17 protein-coding genes are annotated in these 17,054 nt (G+C 65.2%); 10 read left to right on the forward strand and 7 right to left on the reverse strand.

Features of this window, described 5'->3' with window-relative positions:
- Positions 1-117 precede the first annotated feature (117 nt).
- On the reverse strand, positions 118-1,071 hold the full coding sequence (locus tag P7F60_RS24025) for an AraC family transcriptional regulator (RefSeq protein WP_277920229.1): 954 nt from the start codon (positions 1,069-1,071) through the stop codon (positions 118-120).
- Between the two features lie 136 nt (positions 1,072-1,207).
- On the opposite strand from P7F60_RS24025, the gene P7F60_RS24030 reads away from it, so the two are divergent.
- Positions 1,208-2,266 (forward strand): aldo/keto reductase, encoded by a 1,059-nt coding sequence (locus tag P7F60_RS24030; protein WP_277920230.1) that lies wholly within the window; start codon positions 1,208-1,210, stop codon positions 2,264-2,266.
- Here the strand turns inward: P7F60_RS24030 and P7F60_RS24035 are convergent.
- From P7F60_RS24035 to P7F60_RS24050, 4 genes are all read right to left on the reverse strand, one after another.
- The gene (locus tag P7F60_RS24035; protein WP_277920231.1) at positions 2,263-2,667 is read right to left on the reverse strand and encodes a type II toxin-antitoxin system VapC family toxin; all 405 of its coding nucleotides are present in this window, start codon (positions 2,665-2,667) and stop codon (positions 2,263-2,265) included. The two genes, P7F60_RS24030 and P7F60_RS24035, sit on opposite strands and share 4 nt — an antisense overlap.
- Positions 2,664-2,897, reverse strand: coding sequence for an AbrB/MazE/SpoVT family DNA-binding domain-containing protein (locus tag P7F60_RS24040; RefSeq protein WP_277920232.1), 234 nt, complete (start codon positions 2,895-2,897; stop codon positions 2,664-2,666). Before P7F60_RS24040 ends, P7F60_RS24035 begins: the two co-directional genes overlap by 4 nt.
- A 67-nt stretch (positions 2,898-2,964) precedes the next feature.
- The gene (locus P7F60_RS24045) at positions 2,965-3,849 is read right to left on the reverse strand and encodes a DMT family transporter (RefSeq protein ID WP_277920233.1); all 885 of its coding nucleotides are present in this window, start codon (positions 3,847-3,849) and stop codon (positions 2,965-2,967) included.
- Positions 3,850-3,943: 94 nt separating this feature from the next.
- Positions 3,944-4,153, reverse strand: coding sequence for a hypothetical protein (locus tag P7F60_RS24050; RefSeq protein ID WP_277920234.1), 210 nt, complete (start codon positions 4,151-4,153; stop codon positions 3,944-3,946).
- Between the two features lie 404 nt (positions 4,154-4,557).
- Between P7F60_RS24050 and P7F60_RS24055 the strand changes: the two genes are divergently transcribed.
- From P7F60_RS24055 to dhaL (P7F60_RS24090), 8 genes are all read left to right on the forward strand, one after another.
- Entirely contained in the window at positions 4,558-6,039 is a 1,482-nt protein-coding gene (locus tag P7F60_RS24055; RefSeq protein ID WP_277920235.1) for a sugar ABC transporter ATP-binding protein, read from the forward strand.
- 52 nt (positions 6,040-6,091) lie between these two features.
- A complete protein-coding gene (locus P7F60_RS24060; protein WP_277920236.1) occupies positions 6,092-7,096 on the forward strand; it encodes an ABC transporter permease in 1,005 nt (334 codons plus the stop codon).
- A gap of 121 nt (positions 7,097-7,217) precedes the next feature.
- The gene (locus tag P7F60_RS24065; protein WP_277920237.1) at positions 7,218-8,207 is read left to right on the forward strand and encodes a substrate-binding domain-containing protein; all 990 of its coding nucleotides are present in this window, start codon (positions 7,218-7,220) and stop codon (positions 8,205-8,207) included.
- A gap of 66 nt (positions 8,208-8,273) precedes the next feature.
- The gene (locus P7F60_RS24070; protein ID WP_277920238.1) at positions 8,274-9,047 is read left to right on the forward strand and encodes an SDR family oxidoreductase; all 774 of its coding nucleotides are present in this window, start codon (positions 8,274-8,276) and stop codon (positions 9,045-9,047) included.
- Between the two features lie 17 nt (positions 9,048-9,064).
- On the forward strand, positions 9,065-10,057 hold the full coding sequence (locus P7F60_RS24075) for a dihydroxyacetone kinase subunit DhaK (protein ID WP_277920239.1): 993 nt from the start codon (positions 9,065-9,067) through the stop codon (positions 10,055-10,057).
- A 13-nt stretch (positions 10,058-10,070) separates the two neighbouring features.
- Positions 10,071-10,712, forward strand: coding sequence for a dihydroxyacetone kinase subunit DhaL (gene dhaL / locus P7F60_RS24080; protein WP_277920240.1), 642 nt, complete (start codon positions 10,071-10,073; stop codon positions 10,710-10,712).
- 143 nt (positions 10,713-10,855) lie between these two features.
- A complete protein-coding gene (locus P7F60_RS24085; RefSeq protein ID WP_277920241.1) occupies positions 10,856-12,946 on the forward strand; it encodes a bifunctional sugar-binding transcriptional regulator/dihydroxyacetone kinase subunit DhaK in 2,091 nt (696 codons plus the stop codon).
- 20 nt (positions 12,947-12,966) lie between these two features.
- Entirely contained in the window at positions 12,967-13,605 is a 639-nt protein-coding gene (gene dhaL, locus P7F60_RS24090; RefSeq protein WP_277920242.1) for a dihydroxyacetone kinase subunit DhaL, read from the forward strand.
- Positions 13,606-13,608: 3 nt separating this feature from the next.
- On the opposite strand, the gene P7F60_RS24095 is transcribed toward dhaL (P7F60_RS24090), so the two are convergent.
- Together P7F60_RS24095 and P7F60_RS24100 are read right to left on the reverse strand one after the other, a co-directional pair.
- Positions 13,609-15,006: a sensor histidine kinase gene (locus P7F60_RS24095; RefSeq protein ID WP_277920317.1), complete on the reverse strand. Its 1,398-nt coding sequence runs from the start codon at positions 15,004-15,006 to the stop codon at positions 13,609-13,611.
- 2 nt (positions 15,007-15,008) lie between these two features.
- Positions 15,009-15,707 (reverse strand): response regulator transcription factor, encoded by a 699-nt coding sequence (locus tag P7F60_RS24100; protein WP_277920243.1) that lies wholly within the window; start codon positions 15,705-15,707, stop codon positions 15,009-15,011.
- 86 nt (positions 15,708-15,793) lie between these two features.
- On the opposite strand from P7F60_RS24100, the gene P7F60_RS24105 reads away from it, so the two are divergent.
- Positions 15,794-16,873 carry an ABC transporter substrate-binding protein gene (locus P7F60_RS24105; RefSeq protein WP_277920244.1) on the forward strand — a complete coding sequence of 360 codons (1,080 nt, stop codon included), beginning with the start codon at positions 15,794-15,796 and terminating at the stop codon, positions 16,871-16,873.
- Positions 16,874-17,054: the final 181 nt, after the last annotated feature.

Genomic DNA, 17,054 nt, shown 5'->3' on the forward strand with positions numbered 1-17,054 from the left:
GTTTTCCATGAGAGAAGACGCGATCGGCATGAACGGGCACCTCGCTGAAGGATCAGCGCGCCCTATCACAGCCGCGGAGGACCGGTCTTCTCACTCTGCGCAAAGCCTTGCCTTTTATCAAACCACCGCCGGCGGCATGGCCCGCATGTCCAGCGGCGTCATGCCGTAGGCGGCGCGAAACGCCCGGTAGAAGGTGGCGAGGCTGTCGAAACCGCAGGCATAGGCGATGTCGGCGACCGTGCGCTCCTGCCGGTGCAGCAGCAGGCGCAGCGCCCGCTCCAGCCGGAAGCCGGTGAGCGTGCGGGCGAAGGACAGGCCGGAAGGCTCGAACAGGATGTGGAGCTGCCGCGGCGAAACGCCCAGTTCGCGGGCGACAAGCGAGGGCGAGAGGTCCGGGCGGTCGAGATCACGCCGCAGGATGGCGCGCGCGGCCTGCAGCAGCGCCAGCCGCAGCGCGGCCCGGTTTTCCGGCGCGTGATGCGGCAGGCGTCCCGTCGCCACCAGCGCCAGCCGGCCGATGGCATCGATGCCGGCCGCAGGATCGGGCAGCACGGCATCGCGCGCGCCGATCGCCAAAAACAGCGCGGTCACCGGCCGCAGCCAGGCGGCACGGATCGGCTGGCTGGCGAGATCGGCGAGCGGCGGCGCGAAATCGCAGCCGGCGAGCGGGATCTTGATCATGCGCCACAGGAAGCGGCGATCCGTGTTCGGCGTCCCCGAATAGGTCTGCTCGGAATGGCCGACAGTGAAGGCGCCGCTGTCGATGCGGTGCAGGGCCGGCCGCCGGCCGGTCTCCATCCAGCCGCCGCCCTCGATCTGCCAGCCGAGCAAGAGGCTGTCGCTGGACAGGCGGGCGATATCCTGCGGGGTGCGGCTGACTCGGTAAGCCGAAGCTTGCAGTTCCGAAACGATCGCGCCGCCATAGGCTTCAGCGGTAAAATGCCCGCTGAAATCGCCGCGCTTTTCCCGGTCCAGCTCGATGGTGACGCCGAACAGGCTCCTGCCGCGCGTCTCGCGCCAGTGTTCGAACCGGTCCTGAGCGGGAATGTCGTCCGTCGTGAAGCGCAGCACCGCTTTCCCTCCGCCGCCGCATGCGTTCGCTTCCTGAGGTATAGGCTGCAATGCGCAAGAGAATCAATCGGCGGCGGCCGTTGGCAGCGGCTTGGTTTCGGCTTACACATTCACCCGACAACACGAGGAGAACGACATGGAATATCGGCTGCTCGGGCGCTCGGGCCTGAAAATTTCGACCATCACCATGGGCACCATGACCTTCGGCGGCAAGGGCTGGGCAAAGACGGTGGGCGAGCTCGGCGTCTCCGAGGCGCGGCGGCTCACCGATATGTGCCTCGACGCCGGCGTCAACCTGATCGACACCGCCGACGTCTATTCCGACGGCGTCTGCGAGGAAGTCCTCGGGGAAATCATCGGCGGACCGCGAAAGAATGGCGTGCTGATCGCCACCAAGGCGCGCTTTCCGATGGGCAGCGATCCGAACGACGCCGGCTCGTCGCGCTATCACCTGATCCGCGCCTGCGAGGCGAGCCTTCGGCGGCTGAAGACCGATGTCATCGACCTCTACCAGCTTCACGAATGGGATGGCGTCACCCCGCTGGAAGAAACCATGGAAGCGCTCGACACGCTGGTGCGCCAGGGCAAGGTGCGCTATGTCGGCTGCTCCAATTTCTCCGGCTGGCACATCATGAAGGCGCTCGGCGTCAGCGAGCGGGATCGCCGCGCCCGCTTCGTCAGCCAGCAGATCCATTATACGCTCGAAGCCCGCGAGGCCGAATACGAGCTGCTGCCGATCACCGTCGACCAGGGGCTCGGCGTGCTCGTCTGGAGCCCGATCGCCGGCGGCCTGCTCTCGGGCAAGCATCGCCGCAACCAGGCGGCACCGGAAGGGACCCGCCAGTTCGCCGGCTGGACGGAGCCGCCGATCCGCGACGAAAACCGCCTGTGGACGATCGTCGAGACGTTGGTGGAGATCAGCGACGGGCGCGGCGTGTCGGCGGCGCGGGTGGCGCTCGCCTGGCTGCTGGGGCGACCCGGCATCACCTCCGTCATCGTCGGCGGACGCACGCCGGAACAATTTGCCGACAACCTGGCAGCGGCCGATCTGACATTGACGGCGGAGGAGCGCGCCCGGCTGGATGCGGTCAGCGCCCCGCCGATCCTCTATCCCTACTGGCACCAACTCAACACGGCCAACGACCGTCTCAGCGAGGCCGACCGCGTGCTGCTCGGGCCGCATTTGCAGGATTAACTCTCCGGCGTGATTAGTCTCACGGTCGGGAAATAGCTGCGATAGCGGCCGACATCGCGGGTCAGCAGCGGCAGGTCGGCGACGGCGGCATGGGCGCCGATGAAGAAATCCGGCAGCACGCCGGTGCGCGTGCCGCCGGCGCGGCGATATCGCGTGAACACTTTTCCGGAGAGGAACAGCGCAGCGCGGGGCATGGGCGTCAGTTCAAGCCCCGCTTCGGCGATGAAGGCATCGAGTTCCTCGATGCGCCCGTAACGCACCGCAAGCTCGGCATAGATGGCGTCGTTGATCAGCAGCAGGCCGGCGAGGCTGGCGGCTTCGAGCTGCGCCACCGACCAATCCGCCCAGCGCGGATCGTCGGTGACGAGATCGAGCAGCACGTTGGTGTCGACGAGCGTCACGGCTCGCCGCGCGTCAAGGCCATGATCGCCTCGGTATCCAACCCCTTGCCGGCATGGCCGCGCAGCTTCTGGAAGCGGCTCGCCGGTGGGGCTTTGCCGGCGCGGATGATCACCACGTCGCCATCGGGCGTGCGGCGGAAATCGACCTTGCTGCCGGGAACGATGCCGAGCAGGTCGCGAACCGGCTTGGGGATGGTGACCTGGCCCTTTGCTGTGACGGTGGTGCTCATGACGACCCTTCGGTAATACCTGCTGGAAGAAATGTATTACCTTGAAGGCGGAATTTCAATGCGGCTTTCAACCGCCTTCCGCCGCGCGCCGTTTTTCAAGATGATGCTCGCGCAAGACCGTGAAGAGGCCGGCGCCGACCACGATGACCGCTCCGGCCATCATGTTCCAGCCGACGCTTTCATTGAAGAACAGGACGGCGACGATGACGCTGAGCACCAGTTGCAGATAGGTGATCGGCTGCACTTCCACCGCCTCCAGAAGGCCATAGGAGCGGATCAGGCAATAATGGCTGAGCGTGCCGCAGATGCACAGGGCTGCCATCGCCCACCAGTCGGCGGGCTGGATCGCCGTCCAGTAGAAGGGGCCGACCAGCGAGATCGCCGCCGCACCGGCGACGCCGGCATAGAAGACGCTGGTGACGGCGCTGTCATAGCGGCTGACGGCGCGGGTGGCGACGCTGTAGATCGCGAACATGAAGGCCGCCGTCAGCGGCAGCAGCAGCGACAGGTCGAAATGCACACCGACCGGATTGAGGATGACCAGCACGCCGAACAGGCCGACGACGACCGCCGTCGCCCGCCGCCAGCCGACCTTTTCGCCGAGCAGCGGCACCGACAGCAGGGTGACCAGCAGCGGCGTCGCCTGAAAGATCGCCTGGCTCATGGCCAGCCCCGCATGGGTGAAGGCAAAGACGGTGACGACGATTTCGGCGACCAGCAACACGCCGCGCATGATCTGCAACCCCGGCCGGCGCGTGGCGACCGCCTTTCGCAAACCGCCGGGCGAGGCCGCCGCCAGGATGGTCACGAAGACGGCGAAGGCCCAGAAACGCACCATCGTCACCATGATCGGCGGATAGCGGTCGCCGAGAAACTTGGTGAAGCCGTCCTGCGCGGCAAAAATGCTGACTGCCAGGAGAACGAAAATATAGCCGCGCGTCTTGGTTTTCATGAAGTCCGGGCTTCGCAAAAGGAATCGATAAGGCGTCAGTAGCAGTTTACGGCCGCCGTTTCGATGACCCGATGCCGGATTGCACGCAATTCCGTCACCGCCGCCGGCCGAAGCGCCGTTCAGCCTCGGCGGCGCAGCGCACAAGCAGCTCCTCCCCAGAGGCCGGGGTTTGGCGATAGGATGAAATCAGCAGCTTGAGCAACTCGCGCTCGGTGACCGCATTGCGGTTGAACCAGGCTTCCGAGAGCAGCGCGCGATAGACGCCGCCAATGATGGTGATTTCGTCAGGCGTGAATTTGGACATGCGGATTCGATACGGATAACGGAATGAGCGCTTCGGTATCGAGCGGGCCATGCCGCTCCTGCCTGTGCAACGGATGCGCAGTCTATCACAGTTTTGCAGGACGGCGCCGCTATTTCCCGGTTGCGAAGAATCCGGCGTCGGACACTTCCCGGTAGCGCCGACGCGATGGTCGACCATGCGCGATTTACAGATGTCGCATTTTAATTTTCATATGCCGGAGCGCAGGAAAGCGAAGCTTGACGCATATCATGCTGAATTTAAAGAAATTTTCCTCCATATACACCTCCATTTGTCATATGTCATCGCAATATTGACAAATGTCGAGACATGATCGAATATTGTCATCATCGAAGGGCGAACGTGGAAAGGCTTGCGTGCGCCCGAGGATGTCGGGAGGAAACGGCATGTCGGAATTGCTGCTGGATGTGGACGGGCTGCAGAAGTCGTTCAACGGCGTCGCGGCATTGCGCAACGGCCGCCTGCAATTGCAGGCCGGCTCCGTGCATGCGCTGTGCGGCGGCAACGGCGCCGGAAAATCCACCTTCCTGAAGATCCTCATGGGCATCCACAATCGCGACGGCGGCACGATCCGCCGGCGCGGCACCGACGTCGTCTATTCGACACCGGCCGCGGCGCTGGCCGCCGGCATCGCCATCATCGAGCAGGAACTGAGCCCGGTTCCGCACATGACGGTGGCGGAAAACATCTATCTCGGCCGCGAGCCTTCCGCCCGCTTCGGCGGCATCGACTTCAAGACGATGAACCGCAATGCGCAAGGCCTGCTCGACCGCCTCGAATTCGACATCCGCGCCAACCAGTTCATGATGAACCTGTCGGTGGCGCAGGTACAGCTCGTCGAAATCGCCAAGGCGCTGAGCCACGATGCCGAAGTCATCTTCATGGACGAGCCGACCTCGGCCATCGGCGAAAAGGAGGCGCAGCAGCTCTTCGCCGCCATCGGGCGCCTGAAGGCCGACGGCAAGGGCATCGTCTATGTTTCGCACCGCCTGTCGGAAATTTTCCAGATCGCCGATTCCTACACCGTCTTCCGCGATGGCGCCTATGTCGACAGCGGCAGGCTGGCGGATATCGACCGCCCCCGCCTGATCGAGATGATCGTCGGCCGCGCCCTCGGCGAGGAATATATCAAGACCAACGCGCCGACATCCGTGCCGGGCCTCGAGGTTGCCGGCCTCACGGCACCGGGCAAGATCGAGAATGTCAGCTTCACCGCCCACAAGGGCGAGATCCTCGGCATTTACGGATTGATGGGCTCGGGGCGCACCGAGATCTTCAACTGCATCTTCGGTCTCGATGCACCATCGGCCGGGACGATCAGGCTCGACGGCGCGCCGATCACGGTGAAGAAGCCGGCCGATGCCATGGCGCAAGGGCTTGCCTTCGTCACCGAGGACCGCAAGCAGACCGGCCTCAACCTGATCGACAGCGTGCGCAACAATGTCTGCCTCGCCAGCCTGCCGGAACTCTCGCCGCGCTTCAACATGGACCGCGCCGGAGAGGCGGCGGCCAGCAGGGAGATGATCGAGCGTTTCCGCATCAAGGCGGCGCGCGACACCATGCCGGTCTCCGGCCTTTCCGGCGGCAACCAGCAGAAGGTGGTGCTCGGCAAGTGGTTCCTGCGCAATCCGAAGGTGCTGCTGCTCGACGAACCGACGCGCGGCGTCGATGTCGGGGCCAAGCGCGAGATTTACCGCATCATCTGCGAATTCGCCGAAAGCGGCGGCACCGTCGTGATGATCTCGTCGGAAATCGACGAGGTGCTCGGCATGTCGGACCGCATCCTGGTGATGCGTCAGGGCCGGCCGGCCGGAATATGCCCCAGGGAGGAGGCGGACGCGCAGACGCTGGTGCATCTTTCGACCTGACGTCGAAAGTAACCCGCGCCCCGCGTGCCCGAGATCGAAAGAGGTTCATGACATGTCTTCCACCGAGAACACTGCCGGCAAGAGCCTTTTCAGCTCCGACCGGCGCCGACTGATCATCCAGGAATACGGCATTTTCCTCGCCTTCCTGCTGCTCGCCGCCATCCTGTCGGTATCGAACGAATTCTTCCTGACAGCCGGCAACATCTCCAACGTGCTGCTGCAGACCTCGATCAACGGGGTGCTCGCCATCGGCATGACCTTCGTGATCCTGACGCGCGGCATCGACCTCTCGGTCGGCTCGGTGGTGGCGCTGGCCGGCATCGTCAGCGCCAGTTTCGCCACCGGTTCGGCAACGGCCGGCATCGTCGGCGCGCCCTATTCGCCGTTCATCGCCATTCCCGTCGGGCTCGGGGTCGGCATCGCCTGCGGCGCGCTGGTCGGCATCATCGTCTCGCGCTTTTCGGTGCCCGCCTTCGTCGCCACGCTCGGCATGCTCTCGGCGGCGCGTGGGCTGACGCTGATCTATGGCGGCGGCAAGCCGGTTCCGGCTCTGACGGCGGATTTCCGCTGGATCGGCACCGGCAACATCGCCGGCATTCCGATGCCGGTCGTCATCCTCGCCATCGCCTTCGCCGTTTCCTGGTGGGTGCTGAACCGCACGCGCTTCGGCCGCTACATCTATGCCGTCGGCGGCAATCCGCATGCCGCCAACACCTCGGGCATCAATGTCGGCCGGTTGCGTTTCTCGGTCTATGTCATCTCCGGCGGCCTGTCGGGCCTGGCCGGCATGATCCTCGCCGCCCGCACCGGTTCCGCCCTGCCGCAGGCCGGCATCGCCTACGAGCTCGACGCCATCGCGGCGGTCGTCATCGGCGGCACAAGCCTGTCGGGCGGCGTCGGACGCATCACCGGCACGCTGATCGGCGCCCTGATCATCGGCGTCATGAACAACGGCCTCGATCTCATGGGAATCCAGTCCTATTACCAGCAGGTTCTGAAAGGGGCGCTGATCGTCGGCGCCGTCATGCTCGACCAGAAGCGCAATCACGGCGGCTAAACCCGCCAGACCATGTCACGCCCGGAGCGACTATCGCCCGCCATCGAACCGGGCAGCCCTGTCGGCTGTCCGAAATACCCGGAAATCCGCAAAAGACATCTCAACGGAGGAGAAGACTATCATGAAGAAAATGCTCATCGCCCTTGCCGCCGCCACGGCGCTGCTGGCCTCGCCGACGCTGGCGCAGGACAAGAAGCTGAAGATCGGCGCCGCCCCTTACGGCCTCAATGCCGAATTCATGCAGATCTGGTCGGCGGCGCTGGAACAGCACCCGGCGGTCAAGAGCGGCGAAGTCGAGCTGACCGTGTTCGACGGCCGTTATGACGCGCTGGTCCAGCAGGAACAGTTCAACACGATGATCACGCAGAAGTTCGACGCGATCATCTTCGTGCCGATCGACATCGAGGCCGGCGCCACCGCCGTCCAGGCCGCCAGCGATGCCGGCATTCCGGTCGTTGGCTCCAACACCCGCGTCAATTCGGACCTGCTCGCCGCCTATGTCGGCTCCGACGATACGATCTCCGGCTACATGGAAGCCAAGACCGTGCTCGACAAGATCGGCTGCAAGGGCAATGTCGTGATCCTCGAGGGACCGATCGGCCAGTCGGCGCAGATCTCGCGCCTGGAAGGCAACAAGAAGGCGCTGGCCGAGTGCCCCGAGGTCAAGGTTCTGGAAGACCAGACCGCCAACTGGTCGCGCGCCGAAGCCCAGACGCTGATGGAAAACTGGCTGACCGCGCATCCGGGCCAGATCAACGGCGTCATCGGCCAGAACGACGAGATGGCGCTGGGCGCCATCGAAGCGATCAAGGCGGCCAAGCTGAAGGTCGACGATTTCGCTATCGCCGGCATCGACGGCATCACCGACGCGCTGCACGCCGTCAAGGAAGGCACGATGACCTCGATCCTGCAGGACGCCACCGCCCAGGCGCAAGGCGCGATGGATCTGGCGATCTTCCATGCCAAGAAGGGCGACTACAAGCCGGAATCGGCGATCTGGGCGCAGTATCCGGACATGCCCTTCAACGACGGCAAGGACAAGAACTACAATGTTCCGTGGACGCCGGTGACCAAGGACAACGTCGACAAGCTCCTGGAAACCCGCAAGTAATTTGAAATCCCTGCAGGGCGGTTTATCCGCCCTGCCCTCCCGTCCCAGACCGAGGCCCGAACCAAGATGACCGACACAGCTCCTGAAATCGACCTGAACTTCCCGCTCACCGGCAAGGTTGCCGTCGTCACCGGCGGCGCCTCGGGCATTGGCGCCGCCATTTCCGCCGCCTTCGTCGCCAAGGGCGCGAAGGTCGCCGTTCTCGACATCAACGCCGATGTCGCAAGGGCCAAGGCCGAGGAACTCGGCGGCGGTGCGAGGCCTTTCGTCTGTGACGTCTCGAAGCCGGACTCGGTCAATCAGGCGATTGCCGACGTGGTCGAAAGCTTCGGCGGCATCGATATCGCCGTCAACAGCGCCGGCGTCGTCTTTCTCGCGCCCGCCGAAGACCTGTCGCTCGACTATTGGGACAAGACCATCGACATCAACCTCAAGGGCAGCTTCCTGGTGACGCAGGCCGTCGGCAGGGCGATGATCGCGGCCGGCAAGGGCGGCAAGATCGTCAACCTCGCCTCGCAGGCAGGCTCCGTCGCCATCGAGGAGCATGTCGCCTATTGCGCCTCGAAATTCGGCGTCATCGGCATGTCGAAGACCTTCGCCGCCGAATGGGGCAAGTACGGCATCCGCGTCAACACCATCTCGCCGACCATCGTGCTGACCGATCTCGGCCGCAAGGCCTGGGCCGGTGAAAAGGGCGAGGCCGCCAAGAAGCGCATCCCGGCCGGCCGCTTCGCCTATCCGGAGGAAATCGCCGCTGCCGCCGTGTTCCTGGCTTCCAGCGGCGCGGACATGATCAACGGCGCCGATCTGGTGATCGATGGCGGCTATACAATCCTCTGATCGGTAAGGACTCTTCTATGCAACGCTTCATCAACAATCCCGACCTCGTGGTCGAAGATACGGTCAAGGGTTTCGTCAAGGCCCATTCCGACATCGTGCGACTGGCGGACAATCCGCGCGTCGTCGTCGCCAAGGATGCACCGCATGCCGGCAAGGTCGGCGTCGTCACCGGCGGCGGCTCGGGCCATGAGCCGGCCTTCATCGGCTATACCGGCAGGAACATGCTGGATGCGGTCGCCGTCGGCGAACTGTTCTCGTCGCCGACCGCCAAGAGTTTTCACGATGCCATTCGCGAGGCCAATGGCGGCAAGGGCGTCATCGTCCTCTACGGCAATTATGCCGGCGACAACATGAATGTGAAGATGGCGATCAAGCTCGCCGCCAAGGACGGCATCGAGGTGGCGACGGTGGTCGCCAATGACGACGTCTGCTCCGCCCCCATTTCGGAGCGCGAGAAGCGCCGCGGCGTCGCGGGCGAAATCTTCATGTGGAAGGTCGGCGGCGCCAAGGCCGCGACCGGCGCCAGCCTCGAAGAGGTGCGCGTCACCGCACAAAAGGCGATCGACAATTGCCGCTCCATCGGCGTCGGCCTCGGCCCCTGCACGCTGCCGGCCGTCGGCCATCCGAATTTCCAGATCGAGCCCGGCACGATGGAAGTCGGCATCGGCCATCACGGCGAGCCCGGCGTGCGCGTCGAGGCGCTGAAGACGGCCGACGCGGTTGCCAAGGACATGTGCCAGATTGTCCTCGACGATCACAATCTTCCCGCCGGCACCGAAGTCGCCGTGCTGCTCTCGGGCCTTGGGGCAACGCCGCTCAACGAACTCTACATCCTCAACGACACCGTCGAGAGCGAGATCGTCAAGCGCGGACTGAAGATTCACAAGACCTATATCGGCAACTACTTCACCTCGCTGGAAATGGTCGGCGCGACGCTGACCGTGCTGGCGCTGGATGACGAACTGAAGACGCTGCTCGATGTCGACGTGCGCTGCACGACGCTGCTCTGAGGAGGAAGAGGACATGCAGACTTTCAACAATGCCGATGCCGGCGCCATCGTGCTTTCCATGGCCGAGCGGATCGTCGAGAACCGCGCCTATCTCTCCGAGATCGACGGCAAGATCGGCGACGGCGACCACGGCGTCAACATGGCCAAGGGGTTTGGCATGGCGGCGGAGCGCCTGGCGGGCAAGAACCTTTCGCTGGCGCAATCGCTCGATACGCTCGGCACTGTGCTGATGACCGAGATCGGCGGCTCGATGGGCCCGCTCTACGGGGTGATGTTCACCGAATTCGCCGAGAAGATCGACGGCGCCGAGGCCATCGATCCCGCCGCCTTCAGCACGATGCTGCATGCCGGCCTCGAAGGCATCCAGTCGATCGGCTCGGCCAAGGTCGGCGACAAGACGCTGCTCGACACGCTCGTGCCGGCCGTCGAGGCTTTCGACGCGGCGATTGCGGATGGAAAAACCTTTGCCGAGGCGCTGGACGCGCTGGTCGCCGCCGCCGAGAAGGGCCGTGATTCGACCATCGATCTGGTGGCGAAGATCGGCCGCGCCAGCCGGCTCGGCGAGCGGTCGCTCGGCGTTCTCGATGCGGGCGCGACCTCCTGCGCCATCATTTTGAAAGAGCTGTCTCTCGGCGCGGCGCAGCGCCTGCAATAATCCGTCGGGAAAACCTTCCCGATCCTCCCCAGCGAAGACGGCGCCGGTTGCGGCCGCCGTCTTCGTTGTTTTCGCACCGGGGATATTGCAAAGACCGCGCGTTGCTTTCATGGTCCTGACGCAATCGACAACAGCAGGTATTCATGGCGCCCAAGACTTCGACGGCCGGAAAAACGGGACAAAGCGCAAGCGCGCCGCCGGAGGCCGCCGATGTCATCCCCTTGCGTTATGGCGACGACCCCTATGTCTGGGCCTGCTGGCTCTATTACGAGGACGGCCGCACTCAGAGCGAGATCGCCGAGATCATGGGCATCTCGCGCGCCACCGTGAACAGCTATCTCGCCGATGCCCGCAGCCGCGGCATCGTCAATATCTCGCTCGAACCTTCCCGCCTCAGCTCCATCACCATCGCGCAGGAGCTGAAGCGGCATTTTCACCTGCAGGACTGCTACGTCGTTCCCAATGACGAGGGCAAGGAACCGCTGATCGACCGGCTCGGCAAGGCCGGCGCGCAGGCGCTCGCCAAGCTGATCAAATCCGGAGACACGCTGACGATCGCCTGGGGGCGCACGACGCTGGCGATCGCTGAAAACCTTGCCATGTCCAACCTCCAGGACGTGACCGTGGTGCAGGCGACCGGCGGCACCCGCGCCAGCTTTTCCTATACGCCGGAACAATGCGCCTTCACGCTGGCCAACGCCATCGGCGCGAAACTGATCACCATCACCGCGCCCGCCATCGTCTCCAGCAGCACGGTGCGGGCCGCCCTGCTCGACGAGGCGCTGATCGGCGACCAGTTCGCCGCGCTCTCCCAATCCAACAAGGCGATCTTCGGTGTCTCCTCGCTGCGGCCGAACTCGACCATCCACACCAGCGGCTTCTTCGAATCCGTCTCCATTCAGGATTACCTGTCAAAAGGCGCGGTCGGGGTCGTCGCAGGGCGGTTCATCGATGCCATGGGCCAGCCGGTTTCCGGGCCGCTTGACGGGCGCATCATCGGCCTGTCGCTCGACAAGCTGCGCAGCATCGGGATGCGCATCGCCGTCGCCGGCGGCTTCGACAAGGTGCCGGCGATCCTGGCGGCGTTGCGCGGCGGCTATGTCAACGTACTGATCACCGATGCGGCGACCGGTCAGGGCATCCTCAATGCCGAGGGCGTGGCGGTCCCCGATCCGCGCCAGCGCGGCCGTGGCGACACCGGCGCCGCGCCGAACAATTTCCGCACCCAGATCAAGAAATTCCTCAACAATCCCGACAATGTCGTCGAGGAGCTGTTGCAGGGCATCCTCAAGGCGCATGGCAACTATCTCGCGCCGATCAACGGCTCCAGCCGCGCGCTTGTCGCCCGCAATGGCCCGCGCGACGGCAAGGTCGGCCTGGTCATCGGCGGCGGCACCGGCCATGAGCCCTGTTTTGTCGGCTATGTCGGCAAGGGGCTGGCGGATGCCGTGGCGGTCGGCAACATCTTCTCCTCGCCGCCGCCTGCCCCCATCCTCGACTGCACCCGCGCCGCCTCCGGCGGCAAGGGCGTGCTCTACGTCTACGGCAACTATGCCGGCGACGTCATGAACTTCGAAATGGCGGCGGAAATGGCCGCCGAAGACGCACAGATCGAGGTGCGCACGGTGCTCACCACCGACGACATCGCCTCCTCCTCGCTGGAGGACCGGGAAGGCCGGCGCGGTGTGGCCGGCAATTTCTTCGTCTTCAAGGTCGCGGGTGCTGCCTGCGACCGCGGCCTGTCGCTGGACGAGTGCGAGGCGGTGACCCGCAAGGCCAATGCCCGCACCTTCACCATCGGCGTGGCGCTGGAGCCCTGTTCCCTGCCGCAGACGCGGCGGCACAATTTCGAGATCGGCCCCGACGAGATGGAAATCGGCATGGGCATTCATGGAGAGCGCGGCGTCTCACGCGACCGGATGATGACCGCCGACGAGGTGACCGACCGCATCATGGACCGCATCTTCGCCGAAATGAACGCGGTTTCAGGCGACCGGGTGGCGGTGCTGGTCAATTCCTTCGGCGCGACGCCGCTGATGGAGCTTTACATCCTCTTCCGCCGCGTCGAGCAGCGCCTGGCGGCCAAGAACATCCATATCGAGGCCAACTGGATCGGCCATTACTGCACCTCGCTGGACATGGCGGGCGCATCTATTTCGATCTTGCATCTGGATGCGGAATTGAACGATCTTCTTCACCATCCGTGCGACACGGCGTTTCTGCGGGTGGGTTGAAGGCATGCGGGAGGACATCAATGTCGCATGAGGCTGCACGGCGCATCTGCCGGATGTTCCAGCGGATTTCCGTGGATATTGACGCGGAGAAGGACCGGCTGTCCGATCTCGACGGCGCCATCGGCGATGCCGATCACGGCATCACCATGTCGCTCGGCTTCGCCGCCGTTACGTCAGCCCTTGGTCGTCTCGACCCGGAAGCGACGCCTTCCGACCTGTTCAAGGCGGCGGCCAGCGCTTTCCTCGATGCTGTCGGCGCTTCCACCGGCCCGCTCTACGCCACCGCCTTCCGCCGCGCCGCCCAGGCCGTCAGGTCGCATGAGGCGTTGAGCGTTTCCGCCCAGGCCGAGATCGTCGAGGCGATGACCATCGGCATTCGCGAGCGCGGCAAGGGCCAGCGCGGCGACAAGACCATGCTCGACGCCTGGATTCCGGCTGCGGAAGCCGCCGCCGAAGCCCGAGAACGCGGCGAGGATGCAAGCGTGATGTGGGCGAACATCGTGGCGGCGGCCGAAGCCGGCGCCAAGGCGACCCGCTCCATGGTCGCAGCCCGCGGCCGCGCCGCGCGGTTGGGCGAACGTTCGCTCGGCCATGTCGATCCGGGCGCGGCTTCCACCGTCATCATCCTGCGCGCCATGCGTGAGACGCTGGTCGCGTAAAAGTCAGGCCGCCTCATCCACCGATATCGCGGGGAAGAGGACGGAAACCTTCAGCCCCCTGCCGCCAGCCCCGTCCTCCAGCGTGACGGCCGCGCCGTAAAGGCCGGCGATTTCCTCGACAATCGGCAGGCCGAGGCCGGTCCCGAACGCCCGTTCGCGTTCGCCGCGCACGAAACGCTGCATTACTCCCACGCGCTTTTCCGGGGGAATGCCGGGACCGTTGTCCTCTACCTCCAGCCGCACGCCTTCGCTGGAGGACGCGACCCGCACCGTGACCTCCGCCCCGCGACCGGCATAGGCGATGGCATTCTCGACGAGGTTTTTCACCAGTTCCCCGAGTAGCAGCATCTCGCCCGTCACCCATGCTGCCCCTTCCCCCTCGAAGCCGAGATCGATGCCGGCGACAGCGGCGGCGGGAACGTGATCGGCGGTGATCTCCTGAGAGAGGCGCAGCAGGTCGAGGCGGGCGGGCGGCGGCGTCTCCCGCGAAGCGGCGGCATTGAGGCGGGCGAGCGTCAGAAATTGCGCCAGGACGCGCTCGGCCCGCGCCACCGCCTCGTCGCCCTTGCGCGCCGCCTCGCGCGCCTCTTCCAGCGTCGCCGCGCGGCCGACAAGCGCAAGCTGGGTGCGGATGACGGCAAGCGGCGTGCGCAACTGATGGCTGGCATTGCCGGTGAAATGCCGCAGCGCCTCGATGGCGGTGCTAAGCCGCACCATGAAGGAATTGAAGCGCTCCACCAGTCCCTCGACCTCGCGCGGCACATCCTCGCGGATCGGCTGCAAATCGTCGGGATTGCGCTCGGCAATCGCCGCGCCCAGTCGGCTGAGCGGCCGCAGCGACATGGTCACCGCGATCCAGACGATCACGGCGGCCCCCGCGATCATCATCGCAAGGCGCAGCGCCGAGCGCAGCAGGATGGCGCGGGCAAGCTGGCGGCGCGCCACCGTGGTTTCGGCGACGGTGACGACGAACGGCACCGAGGAAATGCCGGTCGAGGCCGAGCGCTGCAGCGCCGCCACCCGGATCGGCTCGCCGCGAAAGACCGCATCCTCGAAGGCGGTCGCCTGGCCGGGCTTGAGCACGATCCCCGGCAACGACTGATACCCGGTGATGAAACTGCCGGGCGGCCCATCGACGCGGTAGAAGACACGGTCCTGCGCCGCCGAGGTCAGCATTTCCAGCGCCACATAGGGAATGTCCACCTCCAGCGACCCGTCCTCGGCGACGACGACCCGCTCGGCAATCGCCAGCGCCGAGCCGGCCAGCACCCGGTCGGAGACCGCATTCGCCGTCTTCACCGCCTCCGCCCAGGTATCGAACAGCGCCAGCGTGCCGATGATGGCGGTGGAGATCAGCAGCCAGCCGAGCAGGCGGCGGCGCAGCGAATGGCGGGGCGTCAGGATCATGCCGGCGGCACACCCTCCTCACCGGTTTCCGCCAGCCGGTCGAGATAATAACCGATGCCGCGCGCGGTCTTGACGGTCAGCCCATGGGGCGCGAGGCGGCGGCGCAACCGGCTGACATATTGCTCGATGGCATTGGCGCTCAGATCCTCGTCGAAGCCGGTCAGCGACTGCATGATCGCCTCCTTGGCCACCACCTTGCCGGCGCGCAGGAACAGGGTTTCGAGCAGCGCCACCTCGCGGGCGGGAATATCGATGGGCTGGTCGCCGACTGAGAAGGTGCGCGAGGTGAGATCGAGCGTCACCCGCCCGAAGGTGACGCTGGAGGCCCGATGCCCCGCCTGCCGGCGCAAGAGCACGCGGATGCGCGCCTCGAATTCGCCGATATCGAAGGGTTTCGTCAGATAGTCGTCGGCACCGAGATCGAGCCCCCGCACCCGCTCCTCCGGCGCGCCGCGCGCGGTGAGGATCAGCACCGCCGTCCGGTTCTGCCGCCCGCGAATCGTCTTGAGAACGTCGAGCCCGTCGATTTCCGGCAGGTTGAGATCGAGAACGACGAGGTCGAAGCGCTCGGTCGACAAGGCGGCCAGCGCCGAAGCCCCGTCCGACACCCAATCCAGCGCATAGCCGCTCCCCCGGAGGATGGCGATCAACCCCTCCGCCAGCGCCTCATTGTCCTCCACCAGCAGAAGCCGCAAGCCACCCTCTCCCCGCCGTTTCGTAACCGCACCCTAACGGCCGCCGGCGGCCTTGTGAACAGCGGGCGGGTTCGGCATGATGGGGGATGCGTCTTTTTCCCGCCTGTCTCGCCGCCGGGTTCGCGGCCTGTCTTTCTCTGTCGGCCGCGCGCGCGGCGCCTGTCTTCTTTCCGGCGCGCTCGGGTGACGCGCATGCGGCGATCATCACCGTCTATTCCTCGCTCGACGAGCCACTGGCCATGCCGATGATCGAAGGGTTCCAGGCGGCCAATCCGGATGTGGCGGTCAATTACGAGGACATGCTGACCGGCGCGATCTACGACCGCATCGTCAAAGAGACCGATGCCGGCGGCAGGACGGCGGATTTCGCCTTTTCCTCGGCCATGGACCTGCAGGTCAAGCTTTCCAATGACGGCTATGCGCAGCGCTCCGACATGCCGCTCAGCGACCGCTGGCCGGCCTGGGCCAACTGGCGCAACACTGCCTATGCGCTGACCTTCGAGCCCGCCGTCTTCGTCTACCACAAACCCAGTTTTCGCGGGCGCAAACCGCCGGGGACGCGGGCGGAGTTCGTCGCCTATCTCAAGGAGATGGGCGACAAGGTCTTCGGTCGCATCGGCACCTACGATATCGAGCGCTCCGGCGTCGGCTTCCTGTTCATGGCCCGCGACCAGGAACAGTTCGGCGACATCTGGACGGTAATCCAGGCCATGGGCCATGCCGGCGTCAAGCTTTACTCGACCAGTCAGGCGATCCTCGAACGGGTGGCCGACGGGCGTTTCACGCTCGGCTACAATATCCTCGGCTCCTATGCCGCCGACTGGGCCTCGCGCCACCCCGATGTCGGCATCGTGCTGCCCAAGGATTATACCGTCGTCATGTCGCGCATCGGCCTCGTGCCGCAGGCGGCGGCGCGGCCGGAGCTGGGGCGGCGCTACCTCGAATTCTTCATGTCGCGCGAGGGCCAGCAGATTCTGGCGAGCAGGCTGCAGATTGCGGCCGTCAGTCCCGAAATTGCCGGCGACAACACCGCCATGTCCATGCAGGCAATTCTTGGCGCGCAGTTGAAACCCGTTCCCGTCAGCCCCGGCCTGATGGTCTATCTCGACCAGGTCAAGCGCGCCCGGCTGATCGAGCGCTGGAACGCGGCGTTGCGCTTGCAGTAGCCACCCGCAATTGATGCATGTCAGTTAAATGTCAGCTTCCTGTGGTGCCTTGTGACACCTGATCCTTCCGTGGAGGCGGACGGATCGAGGCCGGGAGGAGCATCGTCGTCGCAGCCGCATCGCCGGCTTGCGCCCATTTCCATGTTCTCCCGGAAAAACAACGCTTCGCGACTTGCGCGAA

It is taken from the genome of Rhizobium sp. YJ-22 (assembly GCF_029601685.1).
Taxonomy (GTDB): domain Bacteria; phylum Pseudomonadota; class Alphaproteobacteria; order Rhizobiales; family Rhizobiaceae; genus Metarhizobium.